We start from the raw sequence: 13,427 nt of genomic DNA, 5'->3' as shown, positions 1-13,427 counted from the left end.
ACGCCATTCCGTTTCGGGCCATTGCGCCATTTCCCCTTGCGGCCCTTTCGGCCTGCTGAGCCAGCCAGGGCGCAGCAGGCCGCTGCCCCTTGTCCCGTAAGGCTCTTGCCCCATTTCCATTAAGGCCGTTTGCCCTGGAAATCGCGGGAATTACCAGCGATTTCCAGGGCCGGCCCTTTTGGTAGGACCCTTATCCATTCTGCCCGGCACTGTCCTCATGCGGACAGCGCAACCCAGCCCGTCCGAAATACCTGATCGCGCTATCTCTTTGATTTTACGATGGCGCCGCCATCGCGGTTCCGCACGGAAAACCTATCAGTATTACACGCCCGATCTGCTTATGTCACGCATAAACCCTTTCTCATTCAGAAAGGGTTTTGCAGTGACTTTCCTATTGCCCAGCCAATAAATTCCGCTCCGCAGCTGACACGAGCTGGCCCTTCTCCAAGTGGGCCTAGTTCGTTTTGTTGCAGGGCAAACAAGCGATTGGGGCTGCCGTTTACGCGGCAGCCACTTTTTCACTACGGAATTGATTGGCCATGGCACGCGCCGTTCGCTCATTCACAGACCAGCATCCGCATGCGGATTCGCATCCGGCGAATGGGTCGCGGTCATGCGAGCCGGATGGTTCGGAGGTGATCGCGTGATTACCTACGAGCGAGAGTTGACCGCGCTGTTCCAGCAGCACATGGCGCCGCTATTGCCCTTCATGGCGGATCCGACCGTCCAGGAAATCATGGTCAACAGCCCGGACAACGTCTGGATCGAGCGGCGCGGCGAAATGACGCAACTCGACGTCGAACTGAGCCCGAGCAACTTGTCCGGCGGCTTGCGCACGCTTTCGAACCTGGCCACCAAAGGCCGCGCGCCCTTCATCGACGCCCGGCTCCCGGGTTACCGATTTGCCGCCGTCCACCACCCGTTCGCCGTGCATGGCGATGCGATCGCCATCCGCAAGCACTCGCCGACGCAGCTGTCGGTCGATGACTACCTCGAGCGAGGCCTGCTGAATCGTATCCCGCTGCCGGCAGAACTGGCGGCGGAGCGGCCCGACCCGGCTGCCGTGGCGCAGGGTGGGCGTGCGCTGGCCGACTTCCTCGGTTGGGTCATGCGCTCTGGCGCGAACGTCCTCGTGTCGGGTGGCACTTCGACCGGCAAGACCACCTTCATCAACGCGCTTATCTCTCAGATCCGCCGCGAACGCCGGCTGATCTCCATCGAAGACACGCGCGAGCTGGAGCTCGTGCATCCGAACTCTGTGCAGTTCGAGTGCAACGCCGACATGGGCTTTTCCATGCAGGACGCTGTGCGGCTGCTGATGCGATTCAGGCCGGACCAGCCGGTGATCGGCGAAGTACGCGACGGCACGGCCTACGACTACCTCGATGTCCTCAATACCGGCCACTCCGGCGGCATCTGTTCCATCCATGCCGACAGCGACGAGCTGGCCCTGTATCGCCTGGAGGACCTGGTGCGCCAGAGCCCCAAGGCGTCGACGCTGCCGCTCGGCGCACTGCGCCGAAAGATCGGCTCGGCCATCCACTACGTGATCCAGGCCTCGCGATACAGGCACGAGCGATTTCCCCTTTCGGTGCTCGCGGTACTCGGCGTCGACGAGCAAGACCGCTACCAGACCCAGCGCCTCTACCACCGCTTCTACTGACCCATGCCCAGGAGCTGCCTCATGCAACCGTGCAATCCCCGTCCCATGCCCTCCACAACCGCCAAGTTGTGTGTGGTTGCCCTGACCTTCGGCCTCGCGAGCGTGCCCGCCAGCGCGGCGGTCCTCGGCCTGATGGAGCCGATGTGCAACCTGCTCCCCGAAGTGTCGAAGGAAGCGGCCGCGTTCCTCGGCTTGTTCGGGCTGGTGATGATCCTGTTCTCGGTCTTTCAAGGCGAGAAAGGAGAAAAGTCCGGAACGATGGTGGTACGCATCTTCATCGTCGTCGTCGGCCTCATCGGCATCGTTCCGCTGGGGATGAAGACCTTCCCGGGTCTGCAAAGCTACATGTGCAACTGATCGGCGCGATCGACCATGAGCGAGTTCGTCGAATTGACCGTCATCCCGATCCTGCCCGCGGTAGCCAACCGGCTCGCCTTGCGCTCGGTGCCTTGGAAGATCGCGCTCTCGCTGTGGATGGTGTGCGCCATGGTGCTCATGATCGCGTACACGCTGAACGGCGCGTTCTCCTTCGCGGCGATTGCCTTCTTCGGCCTCATCCACGAGGCGCTCGGCTGGGTCTATCGGATCGATCCATGCCTACCCAGCGTGCTGTGGCGCTACTACCACCAGGCCGCCTGCTACGACCCATGGCCCCACCACCAGTTGCGCCGTAACGCGCGGCCCTCCGGCCTCGGGCGGGGTTCGCTGTGCTGAACCTGCGCGATCAGCGTTTTCGCTACGACCACGTCGGCGACGATGAGCGGCGCTCTACGGCTGAGCTCGCGCCCTGGTTGTTCGCGTACGACGACAAGCTGATCGTCAACAAGGACTCTGGCCTGTTGGCTTGCTACGCCATCGGCGGCATCGACGCTGAGGCGTTGATGAACGGCGAAGTCAACCAATGGGCGCAGCAGCTGCAGGGCGTGCTGAACGGCCTCAAGCAGTGGCCACCGACGCTGTGGTGGACCGTCCACCGACGCGCGGAATCGAACTGGCCGACAGGCCAGTTCCTCAATCCGATCGCCGCCCAGCTCGACGCGCACATGGCGGCGCGGCAGGCTGCCGGCGGAAAGAACTTCGTCAATCGGCATTACCTGTCGCTGCTGGGCAATGCGCTGGCCAACAAGATGGGTCTGCAGGACCGGTTGACCCATGCCATCAGGCGTAGCGATAGCCTGCCGAAGGCATTGTTCGAAGCGATCCGCACGCACTTCTTTGCGGGTAGCGCTTTCGCCTACACCGCCGGTGAGCTCGACCTGGCCGTCGCGCGCTACGAGGAAATGCTCGCGACGACGACCCAGGCCTTGCCGGACATGCAGTTCGAGCGGCTGCGTGGCGATGCGTTGCACGCTTTCCTGCACGCCTGCGCGTCGATCGTGCACGCCGGCCAGGCCCGGGTCGCCTTGCCCAACAACGTGCTGATGGACGCGGCGCTGGGCGACGCGGTCATCGAGCCCCGCGGCGACCATTTGGTGATTCGGGGCTTTCGCACGAAGTACACGGCGGCGATCCAGATCAAGCAATGGCCGACCCCGCCAGACGGCGCTCGCGTGCGCAAGCTGGAACGGCTACTGACCTTGCCGGTCGAGCTCACCCTCTCGCTGTGCTGGCGGAAGCTGCATCGCGACGACGCGCTGCGATTGCTCAAGGCGCGCAAGTATTACTTCGACCTGACGAAGTTCAACCCGCTGACCTACGTCGCGGCCGCGCTCGCCAAGAAGAAGGACATGGAGGGTGTCACACCGCGCGCCGACAAGGCTGCGGCGGTTGCCGAGGTCGAAAGCATCATCAAGGAGATCGAGGAAGACACGATCGGCTACGGCCCGGCGAACCTCACCATCCTGGTCCATGCAGACAGCCCGGAAAAACTGCAGGACGCCGTCGATCTGGTCGAAAACGAGCTGCGCAGCGCACGCCTGCTGCCGATTCGCGAGACCTTCCACCTCGTCAGCGCCTACGCCGGCACGCTGCCCGGGCAGTGGGGCGAGATCGTGCGTTGGATCGAATTCTCCAGCGCTCATATCGCTCACCTGGCGCCGGTGTTCACCGTCCGCCCGGGAGACTCGATCAACGGCTACCTCACCGAGCAGCTCAAGCGGATCTGCCCGGCCCTGGTGCAATTCCTCACCGAGCATGGCACCGCGGTCAACGTGAACTTCCACGCGCTCGACAAAGGGCACGTGCTGGTGGTCGGACCCACACGCGGCGGCAAGACGGTGCTGATCAACCTGCTGCTCGTGCTGTTTGCACGTTACGGCAAGGTCCGGGTGATCCGCTTCGACCGCGACCGCAGCTGCCGCATTCCCACCCTGTTGACCGGCGGGACCTGGATCAATACCCGCGATTCGGAAACCCGTATCAACCCGCTGGTGTTGCTCGCGGACAAGCGTCACTGGCTGTTCCTGACGGAATGGATCAAGCAGCTTGCCGGCACGGTCGGTAGCGCCTTCGACGCGGATGATGCGAAGTCGCTGCACGAGGCGATGGAGATGACCGCTGGATTGCCGGCGGCGAGTTGGCGCCTTTGGCGCCTGCAGACGATCTGGCTCCATCTTCCGCCCGGAAAGCTCAAGGACGCGCTGGCCCGTGGATCGAAGGCGGCGCTTACGGCGCAATCTTCGATCACGCCGAGGACGACTTCGGCATCGCCGACAACCTCTGCATCGAAATGGGTGGCGTGCTGGTCGCGCCCAAGGCGGCCGAGCTCTTCTTCGACCTGATGCTGTACCGCATCGAGGACATGCTGAACCAGCAGACCGAGCTGGTGCCGACCGTCATCTACGCCGAGGAGGCCGGCGACCTGCTGCGCCATCCGTGGTTCGCCGCCCGCATGGACGGCCTGCTCAAGCGGCTCGGCAAGAAGCTGTGCAACCTGATCCTGACCGTCCAGAGCCCCGAGGATGGTGTCAACAGCCCGCAGATCAAGGCCTCGCTGCGCGACAACATCGCGACCTATTTCTATCTGCCCAACAAGAGCGCGCACAAGCAGTCGCTCGCCCAGCTCTACGCGACTGAGCTGAACCTCAATCCCAAACAGATCCAGCAGATCGCCACGGCGATCCCGAAGAAGCAGTACCTGCTGGTGCAGGAGGGCATCTCGCGCCTGTTCAGCACCGACCTCGATGCGTTCGCGCTGGCGTACTGCCGTTCTGACGCGCTGGCCCAGAACACTTTCGACGCGCATTGGCAGCAAGGCCACGGCAAGCCCGGTTGGGAAGCGGCCTATCTCGACGCCATGTCTCGCATCCCCGTCCCCGAGGAGACCTCAGATGAAGCGTTCTAAGCGCGTCCTCGCCGTCCTGCTGTCGTTCGCGCTGTTGGCGCCACCGACCCAGGCCGCGTGGTGGGCGACCGAGTGGACCCAGATCATGAACAACCTCGAACTGATCCTGGTGCAGTCCAGCGAGGTGACCCAGATCACCAATCAGATCCGCCAGTTCGAGACGATGATCGCGAACCTGAAGCAGCTCGACCCTGCCCAGGTTGGGCGGCGCCTCGCGTTCTACAACCGGCAACTCGCCGGCCTGCGCGCGCTGTACCAGAGCGTCAAGAGCCTGAAATCGTCGAGCCAGGAGGCCCGCAAGGTGCTCAAGCGTCGGCTCGACGAAATGAAGCGCATGCGCATGGATCCGCGCGAGTACTTCCAGGCGGAGGTTGACCTGGCCAAGCAGCGCGGCGGCATCTTCGCCCAGCAGCTCGAGGACGACGTCGCGGCGCTCGACGATGCGGAGCAACGCAACCAGGAATACCAGGATCTGTACCAGACCATCCCGGGCATCGCCGGCAACGTGGAAGGGCTCCAGACCCTGGCCCAGTACAGCCACATGATGTCCGGCGAGCTGGCGGGCATTCGCGACCTGATGCGGCGGTCGATGGTTGACCGAAGCGAGGGATTGCAGCTGCAGGAGGAGGCGCGCCAGGCCGAAGCGCAGCGCCGGATCGACGAATACGCAGCGATGAAGGCCAAGCGGCAGGCGAACGAACAGTTCACCAACGATTTCCGCTCCGACCTGCCTGGGGTGCTCAAGTGAGGCCCCCGCTGCGTAGCCTGGCCTATCGTGTCAGCCGACTTGCCGACGACGACGCCGCGTTGCTGGATGCGGCGCTGGAGGTGCGGGGCCAGCTGGACGGGGAGGAGCGGGAGCGGCTGCCGGCGCCGGCGATCGCCGGCGCTTCGGCTCGCCATGCGTTCGCCTGGGCCGTGGGGGTAACCAGCCAGGATCAGCCGCGGTTGGTGGTCGCCGGCCTCTTGGCGCTGATGGCGTTGCCTCCGCTGCTGGCGATCGCCGCATGGCTGGGGAGGCTGTGATGGCCGCGGATCTCGCCACGCTCGCCTGGGACACCATCAACGCCGCGTTGACCAGCATGTCCATCGAGGGCGCCACGATGATCGCGCGCGCCATCCCGATCGGCTTCCAGTTCACCGGCGTGCTCGCGCTGTGGGCGCTGTTCTGGAACATGGTCGATTGGTTCGCGGAAGGCAATGGCCCATCGCTCGCGGTGAGCATCCTCAACACCGTCATCACCGTCTCGCTGGTTGTGTTTTTCCTGACCGCCTACATGACCGCCAACGGTCCCAAGGGCATCGCGGTCGACGGCATCAATCAGCTCGCGGGCCATCTGACCGGGACCGACACCCGTGGCGCGGCCAACATCGCGCTGACCGCGCTGGTGCGGGCCATGTCGTCGATGGACTGGATGCTCGACATGAGCAAGCTCACCGGTGGCGACGATGGCGGCCTGACGCTGAGTGCGTTCAATCCCTTCGCGCTGCAGACGCTGCTCACCCAGATGATGGTGCGCATCCTCATCATCGGCGCCATCACGCTGTCGATCCTGGTGTGCGCGCTGATCTACCTCGCGCTCTACACGCTGTCCGACGTCTTCCTGATCCTGGCGCTCATCTTCGGACCGCTGTTGATGCCCTGGGTCCTGGTCGAGCGCTTCTCCTTCCTCTGTGACGGCTGGATCCGGTTCAGCGTCGGCGCCGCGCTGCTCAAGCTGGTGGCCACCGTCTTGATCCAACTCGCCGCCGGCATGGTCGAGGGCGCGCAGGCCGTCGCCGCCAAGTTCTCGCTCGAGGTCAGCCAGCAGGCGTCTGCGTTCGGTCCCGCAGCCGACCTGATGGCGGCGGCCCCTTGCTGCTCCTGCTCGGATTGATCGCCGTGATGTTGTGGCAGGCGCCTGGCGTCGCCCAAGGCTTGATCAGCGGCAATGCCGCCACCCTCCGGTTCCGTTCCCCCATGTCATCGCTGCGAAAGTAAGGCGTCGCCATGTTCAAACGCAAATCACCACCCGATGCGGTCGAACTGCCGTCGACCGTGGCGCCGGCCTCCAGCCAGGTGCGCTACTTCGAGGCCTTCGGCCGGCCGCTGCTCAAGCTGCAGCGCCGAGAGCTCGCCGACCTGCTGCACTGGCTGGTCACGCTCGTTCTGCTCGTCGTGCTGTACCGCATGGCCCAGCCGACGGTGGCCGTGCCGTTCCTCATTGAAGCCAATCCCGAGACCGGCGAAACCTACCTCAGCCGACGTGCCGCCCGCGAGTTCAATCCCGCGCTGATCAACAAGACCTACGAAGCGAGGCGGTGGGTCCGCCTGGTGTGGACTGGCAATGCCGCGACCACCGAGGCCGATCTGCGGGCCGCCGCAGCGATGACCAGCGGTGCCGCCGTCGGCGAGCTCACCCGCTTCCTGCTCGCGGAGCAGCCTGCGGCGCGCTGGGTCACCGATCCGACGTGGACGCGCGACGTCGAGATCCTGTCGTCCAACCCGATCTCGGACAAAGGCACCGACATGGTGCTCGTCCGCGCCAAGCTGACGGACAGCAAGGCGGGCACGCGCGTGATCATCGTCACCGTCCAATACGTGCTGATCCCACCGAAGTCGGCCGAGGAGGCCGACCGCGTCAACCCGATCGGCCTGCGGGTCACCCATTTCACCTTCACGGACGAGGCCAAATGAGCGCCGCCACCACCATCTATCGGGGGCGGCTGCTCATGCTGCTCGCACTACTTCCGTCGGCGTGGTGCGCGACGCCCGACGAGCAGGCGCTCCTGGCCGCCATTCCCGCAGCGCGGCCTACAGCCGCGGCGACACCGCGACCGGCTGCCATCACGCCTGTGCCGCTGCCGCGTGCGCCGCAAGCTGCGGCGAGTGCCGCCCCGGCGCAACGCCTGCCACAGGCATCCATGACGCCGCCAGGCGCGACACGGCTCGCCCAAGTGGCTGCGCCCGGCCAGCCCGTCGCGGCAGCCGCGCCGATCGCTCGACCAACCGTCGCGCCGAGCAGCGTGGCCCGGCCATCCGCGTCGGCCAACCGGCCGCTCCCGGCCCGTCGCCCGGTCGTCCGTCGTCCGATCGCGCCGATCGTCGCTGCCGCGCCGGCGCCGGCCGAGACCGCCGCGCCCATCCTGGTGGGCGGCGCGACGCCAGGTGTCGCGGCAGCCCGCTTCCGCGATCCGCGCCTCGTGTCCTTCCCCTACGACCCCGACGTGACCTACCGCATCGTCGGCCGCGCCGGCCTGCTGACGACCCTGCAGTTCGCGCCGGACGAGCGGGTGACCGGCGTCTATTTCTCGGATGGCTGCGTGACCGTCGAGAAGGGTGGCGAGACCGATACGGCAGGTGAGGGCGATCCGCTCGGCCAGTGCGACGCCAGCTGGCGGATCCGGCTCACCCGCGAGCGGGACATGCTGATCTTCAAGCCCACGGCAAACGGCATCGACAACGAGGGCAAGATCCGCACGAACCGGCGCGTGTACGAGATCTCGCTGTACGCGACCGACCAGGAGCAATGGTTCAAGCGCGTGACCTGGCAGACCCGGGACGCCAGCCTGGTCGAGCTCGATGCGGGCGACGTGGTCAGCCAGCACCGCGTCGCTGCTCAGCCCGAGCGGTTCGCTTTGCCACGTCTGGCACAGGTGCCGGTGGCGCCGGCCGAGACCTTCCCGCCGCTGGATACCGCGCGCGTCGTCGTCGACAAGCTGCACTTCGCCTACCGCATCGAGGGCGATGCGCCGTTCCGCCCCGAAGCGGTGTTCGACGACGGTCAATCGACGCGCATCAAGTTTCCGGCAGGCCTGGATGAAGCGCCGATCCTGCTGTCGCTCGACGGCAAGGATCGGAGCGGCGAGCTAATCATGTACGTCGTCGAGGGGCCGTACTACCGGTTCGCCGGCGTGCGTAAGCAGCTGTTGCTCAAGCTCGGCGACGACGAGATCCGGCTGACCCGGAGGGGCAACTGATGGCCGGGACGACGACGCTGTCGCGCGCCAAGCTCCGCACATTGGTGCTGATCGGTACCGTCGCGGTCGCCGGCCTGGCACTGATCTACGGCAGCCTCGGCGATGGCGAGGATCCGCAGGTCGCGGTCGCGCAGGAGCGGCGCATCGAAGCGGCCAAGGCCGCGAGCGGGGACCCCGCACAGATCGCCTCGATGTTGCGCAAGCAGGCCGAAGAAGCACGGCTTGCGCAGGCGCAGCAGGCCGCCCGGGACGAAGCCGAGCGCAAGCTGGCGATGACCCGCCGCGACCGCGGCGCCGCCGCGGCACCGGATCTGGCCGGCGGCGACAGCGGTGCCATCGATCCGGTGCAGCGCCGCGCGCTGCTGGACCTGGGTGGCAGCGCCGGCGCCGGCGCGTCTGCAGGTGGCACTGACATCGACGGCTATCAGGCCCGCAAGCTCGACGCTGGCCAAGCGCGCCGCCGTGCTCGCCGTGATCGCATCGGCGCGACCGAATGGGACGACGACACGGCCGGCGGTAGCCTGCAGCCGACGCGGCAGTCCGACCGATTCCCGCCGGAGGCCTCGGCGGCCGGTGCCGCCGCGCCGGGCCGTAACGACGACATGGCGCAGTTGCGTCAGACGCTGATGCAGGCCGCGCTGCGCGACCAAGCTGGAGGCGGTGCGGCGCCGGCGCCGGTGGGTAACCGGGACAGCGCCTGGCTGAAAGAGCAGGACGGCGTCGGCGCCAAGGCGCCGCTGCGGCCGGTCGCCGCCCGATCGCCCTACATGCTTCGCGAGGGCGCGACCATTCCGTGCGAGCTCACCCGCAACGTGATCTCCGATCTCGCCGGCATCGTCGAGTGCATGGTCTCGCGCGACGTCTACGACAGCATCGGCCAGCGCCATCTTCTGATCCCGCGCGGCACCTTCGCCAAGGGGCCGTACAACAGCGAAGTCGTGTTCGGCCAGCAACGCATCCTGGCCGCCTTCTCGCGCATGGATTTCCCGTCCGGCGCCCACATCGACCTCGGCGCCATGCAGGCGGCCGACCGCTCCGGCGCCAGCGGCTTGCCGGCCGATGTCGACAACCACTTCTGGAGCCAGTTCGGCGCCGGCTTCCTGGTCGCCGGCATCGCCGGCCTGGTGCGCAGTTCCGACAGCGGCAGCGGCGGCCAGGTGGTGGTGCAGACCGGCGGCTCCGGCAATGCGCTGCAGACCGCGGCCGGCCAGGTCCTGGTGTCGGTCACCAATCAGATCCTCAGCCGCAATCAATCCATCAAGCCGACGCTCACCGGCCGCAAGGGCGATCGCATCGTCATCGTCGTCGCCCGCGACCTCGAGCTGCCGCCCCAGATCACGCGCGGTCCCGCGCCCGTTGCTCCAGGAGACTCCCTATGACCCCGATTCACCGCGCGATCGCCGGCGGCGCCCTCGTCCTTTGCACCCTGGCTGCGCATGCGCTCGAGCAGGTCGGCCAATTCGACTTCCGTTACCGCATCGGCGGCGATCGCCTCGTCTCGCAGGTGTTCGACGACGGCAACCAAACCTTCCTGCAGCTGCGCGGTGACGCTGTGCCGACCGTGGTCGACCAGACCGCCGGATCCGCGATGGTGGAGCCGTCGCGGCGCGGCCAGTACTGGGTGCTGCCCCGCCTCGCCCAGCGCTTCACCGTCGTCGTGGGCACGGGGCGGGCCGATGTGGCCTACACGGGCGAAAGGGCGCGCGGCGCCACTCGCGTGACAGGCACCGTCACCGCGCCACCGGCGGCCGCGAGCCAGCAGGCGGTACCGCGCGATGCCGGTTCGCCTTCACGGACCGCCTCGTCGCCGGACGACACCATCGAGGTCGCCACCGGCTACCGCCGTTCGCCGGCCGCACCGGCGCCGGCGGTGTCGCCCGATGCGGCCATCCAGGCGCTGGCGGCGGCCGGCGTCATCGACGAGGAGCGGGCGAGCGCATTGAAAGCCGACGCGCTGCGGCGCGAGCTGGCCCGCCTCGACCAGGAACGCCTGGCACGCGAGGCGCAGCGGCAGAGCCGGCCGGCCGCTGCGGCATCGAACTGCACCTGGAAGGTCGCGCAGGACGATCGCTACCTGAGCGCGGTGTTGGAGCGCTGGGCAGGGCAGGGCGGCTACCAGCGGGTCTTCGTCGAGCTCGCGGACGATCCGTTGATCGAGGCGACGGGCGAATTCTGCGGCAGCCTGACCGAGGCCACCGAGCAGCTGCTTGCGGCACTCGGCCCCCGCTCGACCATCCAGGCGGTTTTCCACACCGGCAACAAGACCATCCAACTGGTCGCCGGCAACGAGTGAGGCCGCCATGGAATCGCTCACTGTCGCCGCGCTGATCACCCTGGGCCAGGCCTGCGCGCCGTCGATCGAGTCGGCCACGCTGGTGCGCCAGGTCACGCACGAATCCGGTCGCTACGTGTACCGGATCGGGATCAACGATCGCAGCTGGCGCTTGCCGCGCCAGCCTCGATCGCTCGCCGCCGCGGTGGCCACCGCGCGCCGCCTCGATGCGCGCGGCTTCAGCTTCGACGCCGGCCTCGGCCAGCTCAACAACCACACCGTGCGCCGCATGGGCCTGAGCTGGGAACAGGTGTTCACCCCCTGCGACAACCTGCGCGCGGCGGAACGCCACCTGCTGCAGGACTACCGGCGCGCGCTGCGGCAATACGGCAACCACGATCGCGCCGTGCTGGGCGCCTTCAGCGCTTACAACACCGGCTCGCTCACCCGCGGGCTCAGCAACGGCTACGTCGCCAAGGTCCGCGCCACGCGGATCGGGACCACCGCCGCCAACCCCGCCCAGTTCCGGGCGAGTAAAGGATGACTCCCGTGCAAGCCACCCCAGTCCTCATTGGCCGCGGCATCGCCGGCCTCTGCCTGCTGACCCTGCTGTCCGCCTGTGCCACGCCGGAGCTGGCCAAGTTCCAGGAAGGCGCGCGCGAGACCGCGGACCACGCCCATGCGCAATTCCCGACGCCGGAGCAAAGCACCAATCGCCGGCGCGTGGTCGTGGTCGACGACAGCTACTTCGGCCGCCGCGTCGAAACCGTGAGCCGCAACCGGCAGCTGCCGCCGCTGTTCGATCGCGAGGTCGGTGCCGGCGCGGCGAAATTGGTCGCGCTGTACCAGGACGAGCGGATCAACCTGTCGGAGCTGGCCGACCTCATCCAAGCCGAAATCAACGTGCCGGTCCGGATCGACCCGTCGGTCTACATCCGCAGCACGACGCTCAACAGCAACACCGGTACCGGATCCGGCGGCGCCGCCGGCGCGGCCGCCAACAGCCAGCCGGGCCAGGTGGCGAACCTGGCCAACGACTACGAGCGCAATGTCACCGTGCGTTGGTCAGGCAAGCTGCCGCCGCTGCTCGACCGCGTCGCCAGCCGGCTGGGCATCGACTGGGAGTACCAGGACGGTGTGCTGATCTTCTATCGCTTCAAGACCGTCACCATCGGGTTCAATGCACCGCGCGGCAGCCGGAGCCAGAGCCGTGGATTCGCCGTCGACGGCCAGCTGTCCAGCGGTGCCGGCCAGGGCGGCAGTGGCTCGACTCGCTCCTCGGTCGGTGTCACCAGCAAGGTCGCGCTGGACAACGTCAACTACTACCGCTCGATCGAGGCCGACCTCAACGCGCTGCGTTCGGCCGGCGCGCCGCCGGCGGTGGTCAACGAGACGCTGGGCACCATCACGCTGACCGACACCCCGTCGGTGCTGGCCAAGATGGCGACTGTGGTCGACGAGGCTCGGCGTCGCCTCGGCCGACGCGGCGTCATCCGGCTCGACTTCATCAAGATCACCGGCAGGTCGGCGGACGAGATCGGCCTAGCGCTCGACACCATCATCACGGCGGACGGCGGCAAGCAGCGCTGGTTCACCAGCAGCCCGAGCTCCGTGCTGAGCGAAGAGGTCGGCTCGCTGGCCGGCAGCGCGCTGACGCCCGGCGGCGTCGTGCCCACCCCCACCGTGCCTGGCCAGATCGGTGACGGCATCCGCAACATGATGGGCAGCACCGCACGGATCAACGCGCTGATGGGCTGGGCCAAGACCGCCGAGCGCGTCACCTACCGCACCCGCTTCCGCAATACCGTGCCGGTCAATCTGCTCGAGGGCGAGACCGAGCGTTACGTCGAGTCGGGCGGCACCACGCAGGGCAACACGAGCAGCCAGACCACCATCACCCAGGCCGACATCACCACCGGCCTGAGCCTGTCGTCGGTGGTGTCGATCGGTGACAACAACGAGGCGGACCTGGACTTCCTGCTCGATTCCTCGGGGAAGCAGTTCACCGTCGCGGGCACGATCAGCGGCGTCCAGATCAAGTCGCCGCGGGTGCCGCGCACCTCGTTCGACCAGCAGATCAACCTGCGTATCGGCGAGGTGGTGCCGATCGCCTTCTTGTCGCGCAACACCGGCAACAGCTCGACCCACCTCGCCTTGGGCGGCAGCAGCAGCCGCGTCCAGGAAGAGGACACCATCGTCGTGCTGGCCTCGATCACCTTGACCGATTGAGGACACGGCGATGCGAGTCG

The 13,427-nt window shown here is 67.1% G+C and carries 14 protein-coding genes; all 14 read left to right on the top strand.

What is annotated here, in order from left to right:
* The first annotated feature begins 643 nt into the window (after positions 1–643).
* The 14 genes from H9L41_RS16905 (at position 644) to H9L41_RS16840 (ending at position 13,407) form a co-directional block, all read left to right on the top strand.
* Entirely contained in the window at positions 644–1,663 is a 1,020-nt protein-coding gene (locus H9L41_RS16905) for a TadA family conjugal transfer-associated ATPase (protein WP_028444785.1), read from the top strand.
* Positions 1,664–1,708: 45 nt separating this feature from the next.
* The gene (locus H9L41_RS16900) at positions 1,709–2,020 is read left to right on the top strand and encodes a hypothetical protein (RefSeq protein WP_028444784.1); all 312 of its coding nucleotides are present in this window, start codon (positions 1,709–1,711) and stop codon (positions 2,018–2,020) included.
* Positions 2,021–2,035: 15 nt separating this feature from the next.
* Positions 2,036–2,377, top strand: coding sequence for a hypothetical protein (locus H9L41_RS16895; protein ID WP_028444783.1), 342 nt, complete (start codon positions 2,036–2,038; stop codon positions 2,375–2,377).
* Positions 2,371–4,383, top strand: coding sequence for a VirB4 family type IV secretion system protein (locus H9L41_RS16890; RefSeq protein ID WP_187523501.1), 2,013 nt, complete (start codon positions 2,371–2,373; stop codon positions 4,381–4,383). The genes H9L41_RS16895 and H9L41_RS16890 overlap by 7 nt, the downstream gene beginning before the upstream one ends.
* Positions 4,341–4,946 (top strand): putative type IV secretion/conjugal transfer ATPase, encoded by a 606-nt coding sequence (locus H9L41_RS16885; RefSeq protein WP_187523500.1) that lies wholly within the window; start codon positions 4,341–4,343, stop codon positions 4,944–4,946. The genes H9L41_RS16890 and H9L41_RS16885 overlap by 43 nt, the downstream gene beginning before the upstream one ends.
* Positions 4,947–5,031: 85 nt before the next feature.
* Positions 5,032–5,694, top strand: a complete 663-nt coding sequence (locus tag H9L41_RS16880; RefSeq protein ID WP_187523499.1) for a hypothetical protein — start codon at positions 5,032–5,034, stop codon at positions 5,692–5,694.
* Positions 5,691–5,972 (top strand): hypothetical protein, encoded by a 282-nt coding sequence (locus H9L41_RS16875; protein ID WP_028444780.1) that lies wholly within the window; start codon positions 5,691–5,693, stop codon positions 5,970–5,972. The genes H9L41_RS16880 and H9L41_RS16875 overlap by 4 nt, the downstream gene beginning before the upstream one ends.
* On the top strand, positions 5,972–6,823 hold the full coding sequence (locus H9L41_RS16870; RefSeq protein ID WP_187523498.1) for a type IV secretion system protein: 852 nt from the start codon (positions 5,972–5,974) through the stop codon (positions 6,821–6,823). The genes H9L41_RS16875 and H9L41_RS16870 overlap by 1 nt, the downstream gene beginning before the upstream one ends.
* Before the next feature lie 113 nt (positions 6,824–6,936).
* Entirely contained in the window at positions 6,937–7,623 is a 687-nt protein-coding gene (locus H9L41_RS16865) for a VirB8/TrbF family protein (protein WP_028444778.1), read from the top strand.
* Positions 7,620–8,906: a TrbG/VirB9 family P-type conjugative transfer protein gene (locus H9L41_RS16860; protein ID WP_157461841.1), complete on the top strand. Its 1,287-nt coding sequence runs from the start codon at positions 7,620–7,622 to the stop codon at positions 8,904–8,906. The genes H9L41_RS16865 and H9L41_RS16860 overlap by 4 nt, the downstream gene beginning before the upstream one ends.
* Positions 8,906–10,285 carry a TraB/TrbI/VirB10 family type IV secretion system protein gene (locus H9L41_RS16855; protein ID WP_028444776.1) on the top strand — a complete coding sequence of 460 codons (1,380 nt, stop codon included), beginning with the start codon at positions 8,906–8,908 and terminating at the stop codon, positions 10,283–10,285. The genes H9L41_RS16860 and H9L41_RS16855 overlap by 1 nt, the downstream gene beginning before the upstream one ends.
* Positions 10,282–11,199 carry a TcpQ domain-containing protein gene (locus tag H9L41_RS16850; RefSeq protein ID WP_028444775.1) on the top strand — a complete coding sequence of 306 codons (918 nt, stop codon included), beginning with the start codon at positions 10,282–10,284 and terminating at the stop codon, positions 11,197–11,199. Before H9L41_RS16855 ends, H9L41_RS16850 begins: the two co-directional genes overlap by 4 nt.
* A 7-nt stretch (positions 11,200–11,206) precedes the next feature.
* The gene (locus H9L41_RS16845) at positions 11,207–11,722 is read left to right on the top strand and encodes a lytic transglycosylase domain-containing protein (RefSeq protein WP_051318695.1); all 516 of its coding nucleotides are present in this window, start codon (positions 11,207–11,209) and stop codon (positions 11,720–11,722) included.
* 5 nt (positions 11,723–11,727) lie between these two features.
* A complete protein-coding gene (locus H9L41_RS16840; protein WP_028444774.1) occupies positions 11,728–13,407 on the top strand; it encodes a hypothetical protein in 1,680 nt (559 codons plus the stop codon).
* The last annotated feature ends 20 nt before the right edge of the window (positions 13,408–13,427 follow it).

The organism is Chitinimonas koreensis (assembly GCF_014353015.1).
GTDB lineage: Bacteria > Pseudomonadota > Gammaproteobacteria > Burkholderiales > Chitinimonadaceae > Chitinimonas > Chitinimonas koreensis.
This window is presented reverse-complemented; position numbering and strand designations above follow the sequence as displayed.

What these genes read in the sequence shown, in the direction of transcription:
- H9L41_RS16895 (WP_028444783.1), top strand. Translation starts at nt 2,036, where the DNA reads ATGAGCGAGTTCGTCGAATTGACCGTCATCCCGATCCTGCCCGCGGTA.
- H9L41_RS16860 (WP_157461841.1), top strand. Translation starts at nt 7,620, where the DNA reads ATGAGCGCCGCCACCACCATCTATCGGGGGCGGCTGCTCATGCTGCTC.
- H9L41_RS16850 (WP_028444775.1), top strand. Translation starts at nt 10,282, where the DNA reads ATGACCCCGATTCACCGCGCGATCGCCGGCGGCGCCCTCGTCCTTTGC.
- H9L41_RS16900 (WP_028444784.1), top strand. Translation starts at nt 1,709, where the DNA reads ATGCCCTCCACAACCGCCAAGTTGTGTGTGGTTGCCCTGACCTTCGGC.
- H9L41_RS16870 (WP_187523498.1), top strand. Translation starts at nt 5,972, where the DNA reads ATGGCCGCGGATCTCGCCACGCTCGCCTGGGACACCATCAACGCCGCG.
- H9L41_RS16865 (WP_028444778.1), top strand. Translation starts at nt 6,937, where the DNA reads ATGTTCAAACGCAAATCACCACCCGATGCGGTCGAACTGCCGTCGACC.
- H9L41_RS16880 (WP_187523499.1), top strand. Translation starts at nt 5,032, where the DNA reads ATGAACAACCTCGAACTGATCCTGGTGCAGTCCAGCGAGGTGACCCAG.
- H9L41_RS16845 (WP_051318695.1), top strand. Translation starts at nt 11,207, where the DNA reads ATGGAATCGCTCACTGTCGCCGCGCTGATCACCCTGGGCCAGGCCTGC.
- H9L41_RS16855 (WP_028444776.1), top strand. Translation starts at nt 8,906, where the DNA reads ATGGCCGGGACGACGACGCTGTCGCGCGCCAAGCTCCGCACATTGGTG.